Annotated in this window: 22 protein-coding genes; 19 read left to right on the forward strand and 3 right to left on the reverse strand. The window is 47.6% G+C overall.

Going from position 1 to position 20,127, the window contains the following annotated elements; translation table 11 throughout:
* The first annotated feature begins 39 nt into the window (after positions 1-39).
* The 13 genes from gspC to MHN31_RS21005 all read left to right on the forward strand — a co-directional run bounded on the left by gspC (position 40) and on the right by MHN31_RS21005 (position 12,026).
* Positions 40-930 (forward strand): type II secretion system protein GspC, encoded by an 891-nt coding sequence (gene gspC, locus MHN31_RS20945; RefSeq protein WP_239445224.1) that lies wholly within the window; start codon positions 40-42, stop codon positions 928-930.
* A 28-nt stretch (positions 931-958) separates the two neighbouring features.
* Entirely contained in the window at positions 959-3,019 is a 2,061-nt protein-coding gene (gspD, locus tag MHN31_RS20950; protein WP_138539545.1) for a type II secretion system secretin GspD, read from the forward strand.
* A 58-nt stretch (positions 3,020-3,077) separates the two neighbouring features.
* On the forward strand, positions 3,078-4,565 hold the full coding sequence (gene gspE, locus MHN31_RS20955; protein WP_171045146.1) for a type II secretion system ATPase GspE: 1,488 nt from the start codon (positions 3,078-3,080) through the stop codon (positions 4,563-4,565).
* Complete coding sequence (gene gspF / locus MHN31_RS20960) at positions 4,565-5,791, forward strand: type II secretion system inner membrane protein GspF (RefSeq protein WP_125564547.1); 1,227 nt, start codon at positions 4,565-4,567, stop codon at positions 5,789-5,791. Before gspE ends, gspF begins: the two co-directional genes overlap by 1 nt.
* A gap of 72 nt (positions 5,792-5,863) precedes the next feature.
* Positions 5,864-6,289: a type II secretion system major pseudopilin GspG gene (gene gspG, locus MHN31_RS20965; RefSeq protein WP_125564545.1), complete on the forward strand. Its 426-nt coding sequence runs from the start codon at positions 5,864-5,866 to the stop codon at positions 6,287-6,289.
* A gap of 5 nt (positions 6,290-6,294) precedes the next feature.
* A complete protein-coding gene (locus MHN31_RS20970; RefSeq protein ID WP_239445225.1) occupies positions 6,295-6,918 on the forward strand; it encodes a type II secretion system protein in 624 nt (207 codons plus the stop codon).
* Positions 6,915-7,310: a type II secretion system minor pseudopilin GspI gene (gspI, locus tag MHN31_RS20975; RefSeq protein WP_125564541.1), complete on the forward strand. Its 396-nt coding sequence runs from the start codon at positions 6,915-6,917 to the stop codon at positions 7,308-7,310. The genes MHN31_RS20970 and gspI overlap by 4 nt, the downstream gene beginning before the upstream one ends.
* On the forward strand, positions 7,310-8,026 hold the full coding sequence (gspJ, locus tag MHN31_RS20980) for a type II secretion system minor pseudopilin GspJ (RefSeq protein WP_125564540.1): 717 nt from the start codon (positions 7,310-7,312) through the stop codon (positions 8,024-8,026). The genes gspI and gspJ overlap by 1 nt, the downstream gene beginning before the upstream one ends.
* Complete coding sequence (gene gspK / locus MHN31_RS20985) at positions 8,007-9,005, forward strand: type II secretion system minor pseudopilin GspK (RefSeq protein WP_125564617.1); 999 nt, start codon at positions 8,007-8,009, stop codon at positions 9,003-9,005. Before gspJ ends, gspK begins: the two co-directional genes overlap by 20 nt.
* Positions 9,005-10,213, forward strand: coding sequence for a type II secretion system protein GspL (gene gspL, locus MHN31_RS20990; protein ID WP_125564538.1), 1,209 nt, complete (start codon positions 9,005-9,007; stop codon positions 10,211-10,213). Before gspK ends, gspL begins: the two co-directional genes overlap by 1 nt.
* Complete coding sequence (locus MHN31_RS20995; protein ID WP_125564536.1) at positions 10,210-10,686, forward strand: type II secretion system protein M; 477 nt, start codon at positions 10,210-10,212, stop codon at positions 10,684-10,686. The genes gspL and MHN31_RS20995 overlap by 4 nt, the downstream gene beginning before the upstream one ends.
* Positions 10,687-10,688: 2 nt before the next feature.
* Entirely contained in the window at positions 10,689-11,447 is a 759-nt protein-coding gene (locus tag MHN31_RS21000) for a type II secretion system protein N (RefSeq protein ID WP_239445226.1), read from the forward strand.
* Positions 11,448-11,450: 3 nt separating this feature from the next.
* Positions 11,451-12,026: a UPF0149 family protein gene (locus tag MHN31_RS21005; protein WP_125564532.1), complete on the forward strand. Its 576-nt coding sequence runs from the start codon at positions 11,451-11,453 to the stop codon at positions 12,024-12,026.
* Positions 12,027-12,031: 5 nt separating this feature from the next.
* Here MHN31_RS21005 and MHN31_RS21010 read toward each other — a convergent pair whose 3' ends face one another.
* Together MHN31_RS21010 and MHN31_RS21015 are read right to left on the reverse strand one after the other, a co-directional pair.
* Complete coding sequence (locus MHN31_RS21010) at positions 12,032-12,235, reverse strand: hypothetical protein (protein WP_125564530.1); 204 nt, start codon at positions 12,233-12,235, stop codon at positions 12,032-12,034.
* Positions 12,235-12,591 carry a hypothetical protein gene (locus MHN31_RS21015; RefSeq protein WP_194868754.1) on the reverse strand — a complete coding sequence of 119 codons (357 nt, stop codon included), beginning with the start codon at positions 12,589-12,591 and terminating at the stop codon, positions 12,235-12,237. The genes MHN31_RS21010 and MHN31_RS21015 overlap by 1 nt, the downstream gene beginning before the upstream one ends.
* A 233-nt stretch (positions 12,592-12,824) precedes the next feature.
* Here MHN31_RS21015 and ccoG point away from each other — a divergent pair, with 233 nt between their 5' ends.
* From ccoG to MHN31_RS21035, 4 genes are all read left to right on the forward strand, one after another.
* The gene (gene ccoG, locus MHN31_RS21020; protein WP_125564526.1) at positions 12,825-14,252 is read left to right on the forward strand and encodes a cytochrome c oxidase accessory protein CcoG; all 1,428 of its coding nucleotides are present in this window, start codon (positions 12,825-12,827) and stop codon (positions 14,250-14,252) included.
* A gap of 117 nt (positions 14,253-14,369) precedes the next feature.
* Positions 14,370-15,344: a serine/threonine protein kinase gene (locus tag MHN31_RS21025; RefSeq protein WP_239445227.1), complete on the forward strand. Its 975-nt coding sequence runs from the start codon at positions 14,370-14,372 to the stop codon at positions 15,342-15,344.
* 19 nt (positions 15,345-15,363) lie between these two features.
* Positions 15,364-15,987, forward strand: a complete 624-nt coding sequence (locus tag MHN31_RS21030) for a thiol:disulfide interchange protein DsbA/DsbL (protein WP_010387105.1) — start codon at positions 15,364-15,366, stop codon at positions 15,985-15,987.
* A 12-nt stretch (positions 15,988-15,999) separates the two neighbouring features.
* Positions 16,000-16,635, forward strand: a complete 636-nt coding sequence (locus MHN31_RS21035; protein ID WP_125564523.1) for a thiol:disulfide interchange protein DsbA/DsbL — start codon at positions 16,000-16,002, stop codon at positions 16,633-16,635.
* 59 nt (positions 16,636-16,694) lie between these two features.
* Here MHN31_RS21035 and trmA read toward each other — a convergent pair whose 3' ends face one another.
* Positions 16,695-17,792 carry a tRNA (uridine(54)-C5)-methyltransferase TrmA gene (gene trmA / locus MHN31_RS21040; RefSeq protein WP_239445228.1) on the reverse strand — a complete coding sequence of 366 codons (1,098 nt, stop codon included), beginning with the start codon at positions 17,790-17,792 and terminating at the stop codon, positions 16,695-16,697.
* A 159-nt stretch (positions 17,793-17,951) separates the two neighbouring features.
* Between trmA and MHN31_RS21045 the strand changes: the two genes are divergently transcribed.
* Together MHN31_RS21045 and murI are read left to right on the forward strand one after the other, a co-directional pair.
* On the forward strand, positions 17,952-19,064 hold the full coding sequence (locus tag MHN31_RS21045) for a DUF5610 domain-containing protein (RefSeq protein ID WP_239445229.1): 1,113 nt from the start codon (positions 17,952-17,954) through the stop codon (positions 19,062-19,064).
* Positions 19,065-19,161: 97 nt separating this feature from the next.
* Positions 19,162-19,962: a glutamate racemase gene (murI, locus tag MHN31_RS21050; protein ID WP_138539535.1), complete on the forward strand. Its 801-nt coding sequence runs from the start codon at positions 19,162-19,164 to the stop codon at positions 19,960-19,962.
* Positions 19,963-20,127: the final 165 nt, after the last annotated feature.

Consider the following 20,127-nt stretch of genomic DNA (forward strand, 5'->3'; position numbering starts at 1 on the left):
CGGTACACTGAGGCGCTCAACAGAATAAGAATATGACATATGGAATTACAGCTACAACAGTTGCAAAAATTACTACATAACTTACCCCATGCGAAACTTAGCCGCCTGGTGGTGTATTTGGCTGTTGTGTATATCGCATTTCTTTTTGCTAAGTTATTTTGGCTGCTTTGGCCAGTACCGCAGACACAGCCTTTACCTACTCAGTCTCAAGTTTATGCGCAGAATTCGGCCGCGGTTAGCAGTCGCTCTATTCTCGGCCACAACATATTTGGCAAGGCCAATGAAAAACCTGTGGTTGAAGCGCCTAAGCCGGTAATATCTGATGCCCCCGAAACGCAGCTAAATGTTCGCCTAACTGGTATTGTAGCAGTTAGCCAGAATGATGCTGCCGGGCTGGCGATTATTGAGTCCCAGGGGCGCCAGGAAACCTACGTGGTCCAGGATGCCGTTAAGGGTACCCGCGCCAAACTGGCTCAAGTTCTGCCTGATAGGGTGATCCTGGATGTGGGTGGCCGGTTTGAAACTTTGATGTTAGATGGCATTGAGTTCAGCCGTCAGGTTGCTTCACCGGTACAGCCGCGTCGTACTAGCGCAAAGCCAAACAGAGTCAGTAATCAAACCCGTGAAGAGCTTAAGCAGCGCCGAGACGAATTGCTGGCTGAGCCGGGTAAATTGTTTGACTACATTCGTATTTCACCTGAAAGGCGCAATGGCCAACTGGTTGGTTATCGTTTGCGTCCAGGTAAAGACCCTGAACTGTTTAAGAAAATGGGGCTTAAAAATAACGATCTCGCCATTGCTATTAATGGCTTCCAACTCACGGATATGAAACAGGCTATGTCAGCAATGAACGAGCTGAGAAATAGCACTGATGCCAATATCACGATTGAACGTGACGGCCAGACTGTCGATGTGCAATTTAGCCTGTAAAGACAATAATTTTGGAGTTATAAAAATCATGGGTAGAAAGCTACACCTCACAAAAATCAAAAAAGGGTTAGCTAAGTATGCAGCTCTGTTATTTGCGGCTGGATTGTCCTTGTCTGTTTCTGCGGTTGAGTATGCGGCCAACTTTAAAGGCACTGATATTAACGAGTTCATTAATATCATCAGTAAAAATCTCAACAAAACCATCATCATTGACCCAAATGTACGGGGCAACATTAATGTTCGCAGCTACGAGCTGATGGATGAGGCCCTTTATTATCAGTTTTTCCTTAACGTTCTAGAAGTTTACGGCTATGCCGTCGTTGAAATGGAAACTGGGGTTCTGAAAGTTGTACGCAGCTCGGATGGTAAGAAGGCCAATGTTCCATTGGTCGGCGATGGTAACGACAATAACGGGGATGTGATGATCACCCGAGTTGTTGAAGTTAAAAACGTCAGTGTACAGGAACTGGGACCATTGATCCGTCAGTTCAGTGACCAAAAAGATGGTGGTCACGTGACTAACTTCAACTCAGCTAACGTGATGATGTTGACGGGTCATGCTGCGTCGGTGAATCGCTTGGTTAATATCATTAAGTCGGTTGACCAGGCAGGTGATCAGCGCGTTGACATTGTACGTCTGCAACATGCGACAGCTGACGATGTTGTTCAGGTAGTTGAGAAAATCTATAAAGATGGCGGTAAAAACCAGGTTCCAGAGTTTCTGATCCCTAAAATTGTCTCGGATAACCGAACTAACAGTGTGGTTGTTAGTGGTGAAGTACAAGCGCGTACGCGTGCCATTGAATTGATCAAGCGTCTGGATGAAGAACTGGAGAACCAGGGCAATACGCAGGTGTTTTACTTGGATTATGCCAAGGCAGAAGAGCTGGTTAAAGTGCTTCAAGGGGTGAGCAAAACGCTACAAGAAGAAGCGCAGGGAGGCAGTAAGACCCGCACCCGGAGCAGCCAGAACGAAACCAGTATTGAGGCCCACGAAGATTCAAACTCACTGGTTATTACTGCGCAGCCGGATACCATGCGCTCGTTGGCCAGCGTTATCGAAAAGCTTGATGTTCGTCGAGCTCAGGTATTGGTTGAAGCCATTGTAGTTGAAGTACAGGAAGGTGACGGTATTAACTTTGGTCTGCAATGGATCACTGAAAAAGGCGGTATGCTGCAGTTCAATAATGGTACAACGGTACCAGTTGGTGCATTGGCCGTGGCAGCTGAGCAGGCGCGCGACAAGACGGTCGTTCGTACTCAGGCTGGTACAGAAGATCCGACTAAGATCACCGAATACAACGAAACCGTTGAGGGTGATTTAGGTGCATTGGGTTCTTTGCTGGGCGGTATCAATGGTCTGGCAATGGGCGTAGTGAAAAACGACTGGGGTGCGATCATCCAGGCTGTATCAACCGATACCAACTCAAATATTCTGGCTACGCCATCGATCACTACCATGGACAACGAAGAAGCGTCTATGATTGTCGGTCAGGAAGTCCCTATCATCACAGGCTCAACGGCCAGTGAAAATAACTCTAACCCGTTCCAGACCGTAGACCGTCAGGAAGTGGGTGTTAAATTGAAGGTCACGCCACAAATTAATGATGGTACCGCGGTACAGCTAACCATTGAGCAGGAAGTTTCCAGTGTCAGCGGCGCAACCGCGGTTGATATCTCGGTGAATAAACGTGCTATTAACACAACCGTAATTGCTGATGACGGCGGCATGGTTATCCTGGGTGGTCTGATTGACGAAGATGTTCAGGAAAGTGTATCTAAAGTGCCTCTGTTGGGTGATATTCCATTCTTAGGGCACTTATTTAAGTCAACAAACACAACTAAGCGCAAGCGTAACCTGTTAGTGTTTATTCGTCCGACGATTGTCCGTGACAGCCGCAGTATGAACGAGCTGAGCCATGCTAAATATAAGTTTATCCGTGGTGAGCAGACTAAGCAGCGTGAAGACGGTATTGATCTGATGCCACTGCAGGATGCGCCAATTCTGCCTCAGTGGGATGATGCCATGGTATTACCACCGACGTATGAAGAGTTTCTGAGCGAGCAAAACGAGAAGAACAATGACTGAAGCAATACAGGAACTCATTGACGGTCATGATGAAACAGCGTTGGCGCTGGATGAATCAATGGATGCAGAGGCTGGGTCGCATGTGCGCTTGCCCTTTGCTTATGCAAGACGCCAGAGTTTGCTGTTAAGTCAGCAATCAGAAGGTCTGAAAGTTTATTATAAAGGCCAACCTTCGCTGGATGCGTTGCTTGAAGTACGTCGTATTGCTCAGGCTGGATTTACCCTTGAGCAGCTGGATGACGACAAGTTTGAGTTGCTGCTGGAAGCCTCGTATCAGCGAGACAGCTCTGAAACACAGCAGATGATGGAAGACATAGGTAACGAAGTTGACCTATTCTCGCTCGCCGAAGAAATGCCGCAAACTGAAGATCTGCTTGCTGCTGATGACGATGCGCCAATCATCAAACTAATTAACGCCATGCTCAGTGAAGCGATCAAAGAAGGGGCCTCGGATATTCACATCGAGACCTTTGAGCAGGAATTAGTGATCCGTTTCCGGGTCGATGGTGTGCTGAAAGAAGTGCTTAAGCCTAACCGCAAGCTGTCTTCATTGCTGGTATCCCGGATCAAGGTTATGGCTAAACTCGACATCGCTGAAAAGCGGGTCCCACAGGACGGTCGGATCAGTTTACGTATCGCTGGTCGTGCCGTTGATGTGCGGGTTTCGACTATGCCATCCAGTTTTGGTGAGCGTGTAGTACTGCGTCTGTTAGATAAAAACAATGCGCGTCTGAACCTGGAAGATCTGGGTATGACGGAGCGCAACCGTGAACTGTTTGCTGAGATCATTGCCAAACCACACGGTATTATTCTGGTTACCGGTCCGACCGGTTCTGGTAAGAGTACCACCTTGTATGCTGGTATGACGCAGATTAACTCCAAAGATCGCAACATACTGACCGTAGAAGACCCTATTGAATATGAGATCCCCGGAATTGGTCAGACTCAGGTGAACCCCAAAGTGGATATGACCTTTGCCCGTGGTCTGCGCGCGATACTGCGTCAGGATCCAGATGTGGTGATGGTTGGTGAGATCCGGGATCTGGAAACCGCCCAGATAGGCGTTCAGGCGTCACTGACAGGTCACTTGGTGATGTCAACACTACACACCAATACCGCTTCGGGTGCGATTACCCGGATGGAAGACATGGGCGTTGAACCTTTTCTACTATCTTCATCTTTATTGGGTGTCTTGTCACAGCGACTGGTACGAACTTTATGCCCTAACTGTAAAGAAGCACATCTTGCGGATGACCGTGAATGTGAGCTGTTGGGTGTTGAGAAAGGATCTCAAACCACAATTTATCGTGCTGTGGGTTGTGAAGAGTGTAACTTCAACGGCTATAAAGGTCGAACCGGTATCCATGAACTGTTAATTGTGGACGAGCACATTCGTGAATTGATCCATAACGGTAAAGGTGAGCAGTCGGTTGAGAAGTACATACGAACGTTCAGCCCCAGCATTCGTCAGGATGGCTGTGCCCGTGTGCTGAAAGGTCAGACGACGCTGGAAGAGGTGATGCGGGTCACCCGTGAGGAAGGCTAATGGCTGCGTTTGAGTATCGTGCTTTAGACGGCAAAGGAAAAGAGAAAAAAGGCATACTGGAGGCAGATACTGCCAAGCAGGTTCGCCAGATGCTGCGCGAAAAAGCCATGATGCCACTTGAGGTGGCGCCTGCAGCGGAAAAAGAAAAGTCTGCCAGCTCTGGTGGTTTTAGTCTAAGACCTAGCTATAAACCTTCGGTTTCCGATATTGCCCTGATCACCCGCCAGCTAGCGACGTTGATCCAATCCTCTTTGCCAGTAGAAGCTGCCGTAATGGCAGTGGCAGAGCAGTGCGAGAAGCCACGTCTCAAACGCATGCTGATGGCCGTTCGTTCTAAAGTTGTTGAAGGTTACACGCTGGCTGATGGTATGTCAGAGTTTCCGCATGTATTTGATAATTTATATCGGGCTATGGTGGCGGCCGGTGAAAAGTCGGGCCATTTGGATCAAGTATTAAATCGCCTGGCAGATTACACCGAACAGCGTCAGCATATGCGCAGCCAGATCACCCAGGCAATGGTTTATCCAACCATTCTGGTGATATTTGCTATTGCTATCGTGTCAGTTCTGCTGGGCACTGTGGTACCAAAAATTCTAAAAACGTTTGAGAAGTCTAAACAGGTTCTGCCGTGGACAACAGAGTGGGTTATGGCAGCCAGTAATTTTGTGCAGGCCTACTGGATGGTGTCTCTTATCGCTATTTTTGGCAGCGTCTTTTTAATCAAGCAAGCGCTGAAACGGCCCAAGGTGCGTTTTTGGTACGATGCTAAGCTATTACAGCTTCCCGGCATTGGTAAAATTAGTCGCGGCATCAATACCGCGCGCTTTGCTCGTACTCTGAGTATTTTGTCTTCCAGTTCCGTACCTTTGCTGGAAGGGATGAAAATCTCCGGTCAGGTACTGGAAAATGAGAAGATAAAAGCGGCCGTGACCGAAGCGGCAACCCATGTGAGTGAAGGTGCAAGCCTGCGAGCTGCATTGGCACAAACAAAGTTATTTCCGCCCATGATGCTTCATATGATTGCAAGTGGTGAAAAGTCCGGGGAACTGGAGCAGATGCTAGAGCGTGCTGCTAACAACCAGGACAGGGAATTCGAAAGTATGGTCAGCGTTTCGTTAAAACTGCTCGAACCCGCCATGATTGCAAGCATGGCCGTGATCGTGCTGTTTATCGTAATGGCGATCCTACAGCCAATCATGGCGATGAACAAAGCAATTGGTCTGTAGTCAAATTAATTGCATATACAACATCAGCGTGTCGGTTTGATATCGCACGCAAACAGCATTGAGGTAATCAACGTGAAAAAACAATCTGGATTTTCATTATTAGAAGTAATGGTGGTTTTGGTCATCATTGGGATGATCATGTCTATCGTGGCGCCTAACATCATGGGTCAACAAGAAGAAGCTGCAAAAGAAAAAGCGATGCTGGACATTCGTCAGATTGAAGACGCAATGAAAATGTACAAGCTTAAGAATAAAAAGTACCCAACCACAGAGCAAGGTTTGGAAGCCCTGGTAACACAAACCTCCATTGACCCTGTACCAAAGCGTTTCCCTGAAGGCGGCTTTATTTCAAAGCTACCTGAAGATCCTTGGGGTAATCCGTATCAGCTGGTTAGCCCGGGTGAAATGGGTAAGATCGACATCTTTTCAATGGGGCCTGACGGTGAAGTAGGCACAGAAGATGACCTGGGTAACTGGGACAACGAAGAAGACCGTTAATTCTTATGCACACAGCAGTAAACCTTCAATCAGGTGCGCATCAGGCGCACCTACCGAAATCTGGCCGCCAGGCCGGGTTCAGCCTTATCGAAATTCTGATGGTGCTGGTGATCATTGGCTTTTCAGTCAATCTGGTCACGTATACGCTGTCTGACGATATGGAAGAAGAATTAGAGCGTGAAGCGCTCCGACTGCATAGTGTGATCAATATGGCCTCTGAATTTGCCATTCTCAATCAAATTGAGCTGGGCTTTCATCTGGATAAGAAAAAGCTCGAGTTTCTGGTTTTTGATGGTGAAAAATGGACGACTTTTGAGGCCGAAGAACTCTACCAGGCGGTAGAGTATTCCGATGAGTATAAAATTGTACTCACTACGGAAGATTTAGCCTGGGCACAAGACAACATGCTTGAGCAGGCCAATTGGCGTGAGTTGATGGGCAGCGGCGATGAAGAGAGTTTGTTGGAACTGAAAAAACTGAAAATTCCTCAGGTCTTGCTATTGTCGTCGGGTGAAGTCAGTGCGTTTCAGCTCAGCCTTGAGCTCGAGGAAGACAGTGAGCCCGTGTATTTTGTTGAAGGCGAGTTTATGGCGCCGGTGAATTTACGTAAGGAGCCGGAAGACTCATGAATGGCCTGATAGCAAGGACAAAACAAGCTGGCTTTACACTTCTTGAGGTGATGGTTGCACTTAGTATCTGTGCCGTCGCGGGGATTGCTGCGATGCAGGCAACGGGTGAGCATATTAATCATATCAGCACTTTGGAGCAGCAAGCTTATGCTTCTTGGGTGGCCGAAAACCGCCTTGTTATGATGCGCGCTGGCGCCAAAGAAGGCGCGGTGCGCAATGGCCTTAAAGGCGATGAGGAAATGGGCGGAGTAACCTGGTATTGGTCACAGTCTACCCTCGCAACGGCCGATCCCACTTTTGTGAAGGTCACAATAGAAGTGTTTTCCGATGAAAAACGTGAACACTCAGTGTACGACCTGACCACCTTTATTTATAAAAAAGGGAAGCGATAATGCACGCGCATATTTCCTCCCGACAGGGTGGCTTTACCCTGATTGAGGTATTACTGGCCTTGGCTATTTTGGCCATGGTGGTCACTGCCACTCATCAAATCCTGGATACCACACTCAGAGCCAAAGAAGCATCTGAAGAAACGGTGGCAGAGCTGGAATCATTGCAAACTATGTTTCGTTTGATGGATCAGGACTTCAACCAGATGACCAAACGGGAAGTACGTAATGAGGCGGGGGATTTTAGCCCAACATATATCATTCATGGTCGCTACAATCTGAGCAGTCAGTACGATGGGATTGCTTTTGTACGTGATGGCTGGACCAACCCAATTAGTCTGCTGCCTCGTTCTGAATTACAGGCAGTGGGTTATCGTGTCGTAGACGACAATCTGGAACGTATTTACCGAATTTATGTTGACCAGCTTGATGGCACTGAACCTCGCAGCCAGGTGATCCTGGAAAACGTTGAAGAGCTTAAGTTTGAGTTCCTAGACGATAAGCAGAAGTGGCAGAATAGCTGGGACATTAAAGCCCTGCCTTTGGCGGTTGCTGTGACTATCCAGCAACAAGAAGCTGAGCCAATTCGACGCATTTTTTTAACGCCGGGCGATGGCAAAGTGAAACAAGCCAGCAGCGGTGACGATAATCGCAATGGTAATAACGACAATAACAACAATAACGGCCAAAATGACAATGATGGACAAAGGAGGGGCTAGCGTGAAATCTCAACGTGGTGCAGCGTTAGTCATTGTTTTGTTCATTGTGGCTCTGGCCGCGACTATCGCAACAGAAATGACCATGAGTCTGATGGTACAGGTGCAAAAAGCCACCAACCTGCAGACCCATCAGCAAGCTAAATGGTATAGCTATGGGGCGGAAGAGTTGGTCAAAAAGGTCCTGCTCGATAGCCGTAAAGACGAGCCTGATAAAGTTCATTTGGGACAACCCTGGGCATTGTCAGAGGTACCCTATCCGGTGGATCATGGCACTTTGAGTGGTGAGATCACGGATTTGCAGGCCTGTTTAAACCTCAATGCGTTGCGTAATAAACCGCAAAACAGCGGCAACCGGAATGACACAAACCCAGCACACAAAGCGTTGCTTGAGCTGTTAAAGAACATCGAAGACCTGCCCAGTGAAGAAAGCGAAGAGGCCATGGCAGACAGCGTGTATGACTGGTTGGATGATGACAGTATTACGTTCCGCTCGGGCGCCGAAGAAGATGAATATATGTCACTCAGAACCCCTTATCTGACAGCAAATAACCTGTTTGCCTCGGTCAGTGAGCTGAGGATAATCAAAGGGTTTAACCCTCTGGTAATGGAAAAGTTACTGCCTTATGTATGCGTTATCCCGGGCAGCACTGAGTTGGCTATTAATGTCAATACCATTCAGCCCGAACAGGCGTTGTTGCTGAGCGCGTTGATGGAGGGGCTGAGCGAATCTGGCGCAGAGGCAATTATTTCGGCCCGTCCGGAAAAAGGCTTTGACTCAATACAGGAATTTTATTCGGAAGCGGCAAATCAGGGTGCTTCCGACAAACAAAAGAACGATAAAATTTTTACTATTTCAAGCAATTATTTTAAGTTACGAGCAAAGGCTCAGTTCGATGAGCGTTTGTTTCGCCTGACCTCAATAATCGAAATAAAAGATGGTCGGGCGAGCATCCTAGCGCGTAAATTTGGAGGCGTTTAGTGTCAGAAAATTTGATGATCCGTGTGGGTCACTCACAACAAGAGCCGGTTCACTGGTTAGTCTGGTCGGCGCAAGATGCGCAGATCATTGCCAGCGGTGAGCTGGAGCATGCCGGACTGCTCGGTGAGCTTAGTGAAAAAGCACAGAGCCGTTCGGTTGTCGTGTTGCTGCCAGCCTCTAGCGTGCAGTTAAAAACGATTGATTTACCGGCCAAGTGGAATCGCAAACTGGAGCAGGCCCTGCCTTTCATGCTGGAAGAGCAAATTGCCTGCGATATTGATTCGGCCTTTATCGCCGTAGGTAAAGCCGGTCAGCGGGACGAGCAGCACACCATAGATGTGGCCTTATGTGATAAAGCCTGGTTAGCAGCCTGGATGGCCTTATTCGATGATTTTGACATCAGTGTTCAGCGTTTGCTACCTGATGCATTATTACTGCCTGCGCCGCCAGAAAACACTATCAGTGCTATAGAGCTGGGCACGCAGTGGTTGTTCCGCTCAGCAGACTGGCAGGTCAGTGGTGTTGAATCTGACTGGCTCGCAGGTTTCTTAAACTTGCTACCTGAGGAGCGTATTCAACATTTCAGTCCGGGTGAAGCACTGGCATCGAACAAAACGCTCGATGCGATGGAAAGCGAGTATGACTTACCATTGGCGTTGTTTGCTAAACAACTTGAGCAGCAAAGCTTTAACTTACGTCAGGGTAAATTTGCTGCCAAGAAAAAGCAGCCTCAGTGGTGGCGTGATTGGCAAGCTGGCCTAATTGCGGCGTCAATCGCATTGGTCTGCTTTATCGGAATAAAGTCAACGCAGCTGATCTTGTTGCAGAATCAGGCTGATGAGCTAAGCGCGCAGGCTGTTGCCAGTTATAAACAAGCTTTTCCGAATAAAGTGGTGCGCCCACACTTGCTGAAGAAACAGATCCAGAATGAGCTAAACAGTTTATCAGGCGAGCAGCAAGGCGGCTTCCTTGAGTTGACCAATCATTTTGTGACTGTATTCGATGAAGTGAAGGACTTTGAACCCGAAACACTGCGTTATGATCAACGTCGTAACGAACTGCGGATCCGGGCAAAAGCCAACGGCTTCCAGGTCTTTGGTCAGGTAAAAAGCATCCTGGAGCAGCGCGGCATGACAGTGCAGCAAGGTGCACTTAATAATGATGGCGACTACGTGATCGGTGAGATCCGCATTCGAGGTGCAGCATGAAACAGCAAGTGATTAATTATTGGCAATCTCTTAAAGAGCAGGAGCAAAAGCTGCTGATCCTTGGCGGAGTTGTGTTTTGTGTGTTTGTGCTGGTGATGGGGATCATCCGTCCACTCAATACCGCTGTTGAAAAAGCAGAAAAAGAAGTCGATAAACAGCAGGCCCTGGTTTCCTGGGTAGGCAAAAGTGTGACCCAGCTGAAGAGCCAGGGGGTTGGCCGTGCCTCTGCGGCCAATGTTAACCTGACTCAATTGGTGAACCGTACGCGTGGCAAATATAAAATTGTCATCAGTAAAATGCAGCCAAATGATAATGCGCTGCGTGTCAATATCGACAATGTGGAGTTTAACCAGTTGATTGCCTGGCTGGACGAGCTGACCAATCAGCATGGTGTTAAAGTGGCTAACCTGGATCTGGGGAAGGAAGATGCGCCCGGGTATGTTCGAGTTAGCCGTCTGGTATTAGAGAATTAAGTATGAAGAAGATCATCAGTTTAGTGCTGGTTTTTTTACTGGCCTTTGGTGTTTTTGCTGCCATTAGCATGCCAGCCAGTATTGTTTTGCAGCTTTCGCAGGGCTCTTTACCTCGTGCGTTGGCCATTGGAGCCGTATCGGGCTCGGTGTGGGAAGGGCGGATCAGTGAGGTCCGTTACGAAAATGTGCAACTGAATGACGTCACCTGGCAGCTAAATGGCTGGGGACTGTTAACGGGTCAGTTACAGGGTAAAGTTCGTTTTGGTTCACCCAGAGCACTGGATGAAATTTCAGGTAATAGTAATTTCTCTGTGTCTTTACTGGATCAGGCTGCGCAGCTGGATGATGCCACCTTGCGTTTTAGCGTCGAGCAGGCGATGCAGCAGGTTACCCTGCCGCTGCCAGTGGATGCCAAGGGTCGCGTGATCCTGAGTATTGATGAATACCATACTGGCCAGCCATACTGTGATGCCCTCACCGGTGAGATCAGCAGTCCCAATATTGATATCAAAGGGCTCAGTGGCTGGTTCAGTATCGGTGATATGAGTGGTGTACTGAGCTGTAAATCTGGCGATATTGCCGTCACAGTGGATCCGGAGAACCGTTTAGGGCTGCGTGCTGACGCCACGCTGGCTGCCAATATGCAGTTCCGGGTTGCAGGCAATATCAAACCTGAAGCCTCTTTACCAAAAGAAGTTCATGATGCCGTTAAATTCTTAGGCCGTCCTGATAGCGAAGGGCGTTACCCGGTGAACTTATAAATCATGATGACGTTTAACTACGACGCGCAGCATCAGACTGCGCTGACTAATTATCTTGAGCAGCGGCCAGGTGCATTGAGCCTGCGCGCTGTTGAAGGCTATTTGTTTGGGTTGATTTGTAGCCCGGACGGGATAGAGCCTGAGCAATGGCTAAGCGAGCTGAGCCTGAACGATGAGGCGCTGGAAGAACACACCGTGTTTGCTTTTTTAGCACTGCATCATCATATCAGCGAGCAGGTTTTCTCTGAGCAATTTGCTCTGCCTGCACAGGCACACTCTCCCTGGTCGGAAAAGCAACAGTGGAGCCAGGGCTTTTTATTGGCCAGCCAACCCTACTATGAGCGTTTAGCAACCGCTTCTGAGGTGCCACAAGAATTGGTTGAGGCGTTGCAAATGGCGACGGAGCAATTGGCATTTTTCAGTTTGCAAGAGCAGCAAGTAGCACAGTTTTGTCAACAGTCGGGGCAAGAGATGTCGGCCTTTTGTGCTCAGCAATTGAGCTTAGCTAATGACTTTGCGCAAGGCTATGCAGCCTTGATTGAGCAGGTCGCTCTGGCGAGCGGCCTGTACAACGAGTAATTCAGTTACATCAAATCCAGTTCAATGTGAGTGCAGCCTTTCGCACAATGTGCACTCCCTTTAGCTCCCTTTGCAGCGGTCAGGTCGAGTTGGATTGGCTGCTCACAGTGCTGACACAGCACCGTCTGGCCTTTACTCAGTTTCTTCAGCAGGGCTTTTTGTTCATTGAAAGACTTAGCACTGGCTTTGTTCAGTTGAGAAAAGTCCATTACAGCCCCGCCTCGCGCAAAGAGCCGGCCGCGATTTCACACACATCCAGTAGCTTGGGGCCATAAAAGTACATATTCAGCTCATTGCCTTCACAAAACTTGAGGTGAAACACTTTCATTTTTTCATTAGTCGACAGGGCAGACATAATATAGTCGTGCTCTGACTCGGTTAAGGTTAGCTCTTTTTTGATTTGCTGGCGTGCGAGCTTGGCTGCCAGGCTATACTGGGCTTTGCTGGTATCACCAAGCAGATCAACACCATACTGTATCATCTTCTCACGCGGCTCTTTGACACTTGGGTGGTCAATGGTAAACAGAGCCAGGATTGCCACGACTAAAATTAAGTACTTTTTCATAACTGCAACAACTTTGATCTAAACAGCTAAAAGATGTTGCCAGTGTAATAAAATGACGGAATTAAAAGCAAGTTTAGCGCTCAGAATTTTTTATTACCCGAAATGAACGCGATGCTGTTTTATGTCGGGTTTTCCCTTTAAAATGAGCGAGATCTGATCCAGATTGATATACTACATATATAAAATAGAGGTCACTGTAGCAAGTACCTGTCCCAGGCGCGTAAGGAGCTGTGATGGACAAGCAAATTAAGGTCAAAAATATTCCCGTCGACGTCAAAATCCACAAACCCGACGATTTACAACCAGACAGGTTTAACCCTCGCAATCGTATTTATGTCAGGGCTGTTACCGGGTTGCACCAGAAACTCAGAAAGCAGATAGGCTTTATCGGCATGCTGGCGTTCATGCTGTTGCCCTGGATTAACTTCAATGGTGAGCAAGCGGTGCTGTTCGATATCTTTGAGCAAAAATTTAATATTTTTGGTCTGACTCTGTGGCCTCAGGACCTCACCATTCTGGCCTTTATTTTGATGATAGCGGCCTTTGCCTTGTTTTTGGTAACGACTTTCTATGGTCGGGTGTGGTGTGGTTACACTTGCCCGCAGACGGTCTGGACGTTCATTTTTATCTGGTTTGAAGAAAAGCTGGAAGGTACCGCCAATCAGCGTAAGAAGCTTGATCAGCGGCCCATGGATTTTGATAAGTTCTGGCGTAAATCAGCCAAACATCTCAGTTGGGTGCTGTTTTCTCTGTATACCGCCATTTCGTTTGTCGGTTATTTCACGCCCATCCGTGAATTACTCCCCGACCTGCTGATGTTTTCAGCTTCAGGGTATGCGGCGTTAAGTGTGGTGATCTTTACTCTGTGTACTTATGGTAATGCCGGCTGGATGCGTGAGATCATGTGTCTGCATATTTGTCCCTATTCACGTTTTCAGTCTGCGATGTTCGATAAAGACACTTTCACTGTGAGCTATGATACCGCACGTGGCGAAAATCGCGGACCTCGTGGTCGTAAGGAGGATCCTAAAGCGCTGGATCTGGGTGACTGTATCGACTGTAAACTATGTGTGCAGGTTTGTCCGACCGGTATCGACATCCGTAATGGGCTGCAATACGAGTGCATCAATTGTGGTGCCTGTATCGATGCGTGTGATGGTGTAATGGATAAAATGAACTATCCCAGGGGATTGATCTCCTACACAACAGAACGCAATCTCGAAAGCAGCAGTGAAAAAACCAAAGCCGTACGGGGCAAGTTGGTCGGTTACCTATTGATCCTAATTGTCTTAACTGGGGCTCTGGTTGCTAATGTTGCGATGCGCAAAACACTTGACCTGGATATTATCAGAGACAGAAACCAGCTGTATCGGGTCAATGTAGAAGGGTTGGTTGAAAATACTTATACACTGAAGATGATCAACAAAGCACAGGTGCCTCAAACTTTCCTTATCAGTATTCGCGGTTTGTCTGATTTCACTATTCTGGGCAAGCAGGAGATCCACATTGCAGCTGGCTCTACGGTAGATCAGCCGTTGTCGGTCGTCATTGACCCTTACGATCTGACGTTACCGGTTACCGAGTTTGAGTTCGTCATCACAGTTAAAGATGCGCCCTCGGAGTCAATCGCACAGCCGACAAACTTTTTTAAAGGTCGTTAGCATAGATAGGGTACAATGGGGATAACTCAGATAGACATCACAAAAGCGGGGTAGCCCGCTTTTTTGTTACTTTGTCCTAGGCCAGTTTTTGGAACAGGACAGTGAAAGGTAAACACTATGACAGATTTCAGCTTTCAAAATTTAACGCCTGACCTGATCCTGGATGCCATTGAAAGCGTCGGGGTTTATCCCGAATCGGGATTGTTGCCCCTCAATAGTTATGAGAATCGGGTTTATCAGTTTCGTGCCGACGATAACCGTCGCTATGTGGCGAAGTTTTATCGCCCTGAACGCTGGCAGTCCGAGCAAATTCAGGAAGAACACGACTTCACGCTCGCCCTGCAGCAAGCTGAAGTACCGGTTGTTGCCCCTCATCGTGTTGACGGACGCAGCTTGTTTGAGCATCAGGGCTATCGTTTCTGTCTGTTTCCAAGTGTCGGCGGTCGTCAATTCGAGGTGGACAACTTAGATCATCTGGAAATGCTTGGGCGCTATATTGGGCGTTTGCACAGCGTTGCGAAGCAGGATGACTTTGCGCACCGACCGGCGATTGATGTGACCAGCTATCTGCATCAGCCGCGTGTTGATATTTTGGCTTCTGAGTGTTTGCCTGATACATTACGGCTTGCATTTACCACGGTGCTTGATCAGGTCATTAACAAAGCAGAAGAAAAATTCACATCAATCCAGCCGATCCGTTTGCATGGTGATTGCCATGCTGGCAATATTCTATGGTCTCAGGAACAGTTAATGATAGTGGACCTTGATGATTGTCGTCAGGGACCCGCGGTTCAGGATCTCTGGATGATGTTAAGTGGTGACAGGCAGAATCAGGTGATGCAACTTGATACCCTGTTATCTGGCTATGAAGAGTTTGCCTCGTTCGATGCGCGCGAACTTGCCTTAATTGAGCCGCTGAGGGCCATGCGTATGGTGCATTACATGGGATGGCTCGCTAAGCGTTGGCATGATCCGGCATTTCCCCGGAACTTTTCGTGGTTTGCAACAGACAAATACTGGGAACAGCAGATCCTGGCATTAAAAGAACAACTTGCCGCTCTGGATGAAGCGGCGATCAGTCTTTATCCATAAAAATTTAGAGAGAATAGTAATGTTAAAATCGATCAAGGTTGCGCTAATTGCGTTGTGTATGCCAGTGTTGGCAATGGCAGCCGACTTCACGGATGGTAAGCACTATCAGACGCTAACGACAACAAAAAGTGAATCGGCCAAAGTCACCGAGTTCTTTTCTTTTTATTGCCCGCATTGCTTCCAGTTCGAACCGGTTGCCAAAGCGTTGGAGAAAAGCCTGCCACAAGGTGCTGTGTTTGAAAAAAGCCACGTTAATTTCCTGGGTGGCCTGGCACCAGAAGTACAGAGTAACCTGAGTTATGCCTACATCATTGCAAAACACCATGGTAAAGCACAGCAGGTGAGCGACCAGATCTTCAACACCATACACGTGCAGCAAGTGCAACTAAAAGACTTAAAAGATGTCAAAAAGCTACTAGAAGCGAATGGGATCAGTGCTGAGCAGTTCGATGCTGCTATGGCCAGCATGCCGGTGATCAGTGCTGAGAAAGCGATGGTTGAGAAGCAAGATGCATTTAGTAAAGCGGGTGCCTTAACGGGCGTCCCCACTTTTGTTGTGAACGATAAATATAAGATTAACCTGAGAGAACTGAGCAGCCAGGCTGAGCTTGATGCTCTGGTTAAGCACCTATTAGAAAAATAAGGGAAGCAGACTATGTTTAAATCCATTTGCGCCGCTGCACTGGCGCTGTTCCTACCTTTAATGGCCAATGCTGCTAACTTCCAGGAAGGCAAGCATTATGAAGTGGTTGCGGAGCGCGGTACAAAGAAACCTGAAGTGACAGAGTACTTCTCTTTTTATTGCCCTGCCTGTAATAACTTTGAATCATTGATCGGTGAATTTAAGCCAAAACTGGATCAGGACGTGAAGTTCAAAAAGAGTCACGTCGACTTTGTTGGCGTCAGAGACCCTGAAATTCAGCAAATGATGAGCACGGCATTGGCGACAGCGTCAGTATTGCCGCAAAAAGACAAGATTGTATCGGCCATGTTTGCGCACTTGCATGGCAAGCGCGGTAAGTTCAATGAAGTAGCGGACATCAAAGATCTGTTTGTTGCACAGGGCGTGTCTGGTGAAAAATTTGATAAGCTGTACAAGAGTTTCTCAGTTCGCACAAAAGCGAAGAAAATGAAACGTGCGCAAGAGCAAATGCAGGACAAAGGTGCATTGAGTGGTGTACCAACGTTTATCGTCAATGGTAAATACAAGCTGATCTTGTCGCGAGAGTCTGGTGTAACTTCACCGGATGACATTGCCGCACTGATTAATTATCTGGCGAAAAAATCTTAATTTGCCAGAATGAAAAAACCCGCGATGTTCGCGGGTTTTTTTATGTCTTAGATTCGCATTTACTTTCTGGTCAGAAAGACACCCGATTCAACATGGTGGGTGTAAGGGAACTGATCGAAGATAGCGATACGCGACACCAGATGCGTTTCACACAGCAATTCCAAATCACGTTCCAGCGTATCCGGGTTGCAGGAAATATAGATGATGTTGTCGTATTGGCTGACCAGTTTACAGGTTAGTTCATCCATGCCTGCGCGTGGCGGGTCTACCAGAATGGTCTGGCAGTTGTAACTGTGCAGATCTATCCCCTTGAGGCGTGAGAACTGTTTTTCGCCCTTCATCGCTGCCGTAAATTCCTCACTCGACATACGAATGATATCAAGGTTATCTACTTTATTGGCTGCGATATTGTACTGTGCTGAGTGTACAGAAGATTTAGAAATTTCTGTGGCCAATACCCGGTTAAATTGACCCGCCAGGGCGATGGAAAAGTTGCCATTGCCACAATACAGTTCAAGTAAATCGTTTTGCAGTGGTGCGCACAGGTCTTGTGCCCAGGCCAACATCTTTTCGTTCACTGCAGCATTGGGTTGAGTAAAGCTGTTTTCGACTTGTTGGTAGGTGTACTGCTTGTCATTAACAGTCAGCCGCTCAGTCACAAAGTCATCACCAAATACCACTTTTTGTTTTCTGGCTCGGCCGATAAAGTCAACTTTATAACTCTGCTGTAGCTCATGACGTAGCGTTTGCATAGCTTCTTGCCAGGCATCATCCAGTGCTTTGTGGTAAAGCAGGCTGATCAGTACTTCTCCACTGAGTGTGGTGAGATAGTCAATCTGGAACAGTTTACGGCGCAGGATCTCGTTGTGACGTAGTTTATCCATCATCACCTGCATCATTTCATTGACCAGAGGCGCACCTGGATCAAACTGATCCACCCGGATCTTCTCTTTGGTTTGCTGATCGAACATGATGTGGAACAGATCGTCACCGTCATGCCAGACTCTGAATTCACAACGCTGACGATAGTGGCTTTTGGGGGAGTCGTACACTTCCAGCTGTGGCGCATCGAAGCGGGCAAATTGCGCACTGATCCGCTGTTGTTTTTCTTTCAACTGTTGCTCGTAGGTCGAAGTGTCAATCGTGATCACCGCCATATTAAAACCACCATAGTTAATGCAAAGAGGCGCTATTTTAGGATGCACTTTCGATTTGTCCAGCACAGAGCAAAACTTTTTGCTCTTTTATTGTACAATAGACTTAAGCTTATGGCGTTTTGGCCGATAACCAACTATCAAGTAAAGCGGAGAGCAGACATGAAAATCGGACAGTTGAATCAGCTGTTGAATCCGGCGATGCAGCATAACGCGGGTAAAGCTAAATCGCTTATCCCTAATATGTCAATTAATACGGATAGTTACCACGGAAACAAATCTCAGGCAGCGGCAAAAATGCTCGATGATAAACTGGCGCAGGCGCTGGGCATTGAGAAAAAAGAAGAAAAAGACAAGCCGCTGTTTGATTTTGAGGAAATTGTCAAAAATGTGCTGGGGTTTGTACAGGGGGCTGTGAAGAAAGCCAAAGCCGCAGGGGAAGATGACGACACACTCAAGAGTATGCTTGATCAAGCACGCAAGGGCGTGCAGATGGGGATTGATGAAGCGTCTGAAGAGTTAAAAGGCACCGGTTTATTCAATGATGAAATTGAAAATGGGATAGAAAAGTCCAGAGAAGGTATTTTTAGCGGCCTGGACGAATTTGAAAAAGAACTGTTTGATCCTAAGCCCCAACAAGTGTCTGTTAGTGCCGCTCAGTTTGCCAGCTTATCTAATCAGGCTGAATACGCCTTTACTACAGCAGAAGGCGATGAAGTGGTGATTTCATTCAGTGATGCGATGAGCCAGTCTAAGGCGGCGAGTTATGCACGCAATGGTGATGGTGAAGGATTTGCTTATGGTGAGCAGAGCAGTCGTGAACTTAACTTTTCTATCAGTGTGAATGGCGATCTGAATGAAGATGAGCAGGCTGCCATCAACGATATGATGAAAGATATCCGTGATGTCAGCGACACCTTTTTTGCCGGTGATTACGACGATGCCTTTGCCAAAGTGCAGGAGCTGGGTATTAACAGTGAACAAATCGTCAACTTCACCATGGACCTGCGCCAGACTAAAACATCTGCAGCGATTGCTCAGTATCAGCAAAGTAATCCGATGAAAGATTTGGAAAAAGCATTACAGCCATTGGATCAGCGTTTAGAAGGGATCCATGATGAGGCGAAAGGACTGGGTATAGAAGCTCAGTTACCGGATATTATGGCGTGGATCAACGAGGGCCAGGCACGTCTGAATGAGTTTCTGGATTATGCTGAAGGCTTCTTCAGCGCCCTGGAATCACGTCAAGCTGAGAAGCAAGACCAGCAGGTATAATAGAGCGTCTGAACCCACTCTGCTTGAGTTGACACAAGTATTTATTTTAAACCCTGACCGTGGCACACTGCGCGCGAACTGTAAATAAGGAGCGCATGTGCCACACATTCTCGTTTTTGATTCTGGTATCGGCGGAACCAGCGTGCTTGAGCACATTCGTGCAGTACTGCCTCATGCCGATTATAGCTATGTGATGGACAATGTGCTGCTGCCTTATGGCTTACAGTCCCAGCAGACTATTCAGCAGCGTTTGGCCGCCCTGATAAAGTGGCTCGATCGTGATTTGCATCCGGTCGATATCATAGTGATTGCATGCAACACCGCCTCAACTTATGCATTGGGATCCACTCGTCAGTTAACCTCTATCCCGATTGTCGGAGTTGTGCCTGCCATTAAGCCCGCAGCCATCGCCAGTCGTAGTCGACATATTGGCTTACTGGCGACGCCTGCAACGTCCGGAAATACATACACCCAACAACTTATTACGCAATTCGCGAACGAATGCCAGGTTGATTTGTATCAGTCGACTAAATTGGTTGAGCTGGCTGAGCAGTTTTATTGGTCCGGTGAGATTGACCGTGAGCAGCTTGCCGCTGAGATCAAACAACTTGAACTCGCCGCAGGGCTAGATCACTTAGTCCTGGGATGTACGCACTTTCCTATTATTGCGAAACCTTTGAGTGAGGCCATCTCTGAGTCGGTGACCCTGATTGATTCAGGCGCGGCAATTGCCAGGCGTGTTATGTCTTTATTGGCGCAAGGGCGTATCACTGAAGAACCAGGGTTGCCAGTTCAGTGCAATGGCGTTGAGTCAGGAATAACGAATTGGTACGCGACGGCAACCCAGGCGCATAATATTGATAGACCAGACGTCAGGTTGTTCAGCCTTGACCGATAATATTTAGTGATGGATACATGTGCCTGAACAGGTGGGAAGTAAAAAGGGGTGGTAACCAAATTGGCCCCACCCCTGTTAGTGTGTACAACGAGCTTTATAAGATGAAAGAGATCAGTCTTGATCGTTAGTGGTCAGTGACTCTTGTTTTTGTTTCGCTTCTCTGAC

It is taken from the genome of Pseudoalteromonas sp. McH1-42 (assembly GCF_022347845.1).
Lineage (GTDB): Bacteria > Pseudomonadota > Gammaproteobacteria > Enterobacterales > Alteromonadaceae > Pseudoalteromonas > Pseudoalteromonas rubra_D.